The sequence below is a fragment of the Streptomyces sp. CB01881 genome, from assembly GCF_002953255.1.
GTDB lineage: Bacteria > Actinomycetota > Actinomycetes > Streptomycetales > Streptomycetaceae > Kitasatospora.
Window position 1 is genome coordinate 5,268,142 of the sequence record NZ_CP026498.1, and the last position, 861, is coordinate 5,269,002.

An 861-nucleotide genomic window follows, 5' to 3' on the forward strand; every position below is an offset into this window, starting at 1 on the left:
GGGAACGCGCGTCGCGGCGCGGATACAGGGTCTTCTCCAGCTTGTCGTGCTCGCGCTGAAGGACCAGGAGCTCCTTCTTGGTGAGGCCGGAGCCGGCCACGTCCGAGAAGTCCAGCTCGCCGAGCTCCTTGAGGCGCTGCAGGCGCTTGTAGACGGTCGAGAAGTTGGTCAGCATGCCGCCGAGCCAGCGCTGGTTCACGTAGGGCATGCCCACGCGGGTGGCCTGCTCGGCGATGGCCTCCTGGGCCTGCTTCTTCGTGCCGACGAAGAGGACGCTGCCGCCGTGGGCAACGGTCTCCTTGATGAACTCGAAGGCGCGGTCGATGTAGTTCAGCGACTGCAGGAGGTCGATGATGTAGATGCCGTTGCGCTCGGTGATGATGAAGCGCTTCATCTTCGGGTTCCAGCGGCGGGTCTGGTGACCGAAGTGGACGCCGCTCTCCAGCAGCTCCCGCATCGTGACGACGGCCATAGCCGTACTCCTAAGGTGTTGCGCCCGGATCTCGCGCAGCCGACGTCGTGGTTCGCGCGATGGCGCTCACCGCTCGGGCGTCTGCATACGGCCGGGTCAGGCTCGGTTTTGTCCGTGGCAGCCAGGTGACAGCCACGCCTGACGCCCCGAACGTGCCGAGCCGCTTCGGCCCGAGTGGTCCGGGGACCGGTTCGGGCTCGGCGGACCGAGCGGCACTCGCACCTGGCGGGGGCGGCGGCTGAGCCGCATCCGTCCACCGGTGGCGGGGCGTGCGAAGTCGACCCGGCGGACCGGGTCGCGTGTGAAGTGTACGGGAAGCGCCGAGCGGCGGGCGACTCCAGCGGGATGGGGGTGGAGGTGAGGGTGGGGACGGGGGGAGGGGGAGGGTG

The 861-nt window shown here is 68.9% G+C and carries 1 protein-coding gene; it reads right to left on the minus strand.

What is annotated here, in order from left to right:
* Positions 1–472: 30S ribosomal protein S2 (gene rpsB / locus C2142_RS39710; protein ID WP_241002544.1), on the minus strand; the 472-nt coding region annotated here is incomplete at its 3' end.
* Positions 473–861 lie beyond the last annotated feature (389 nt).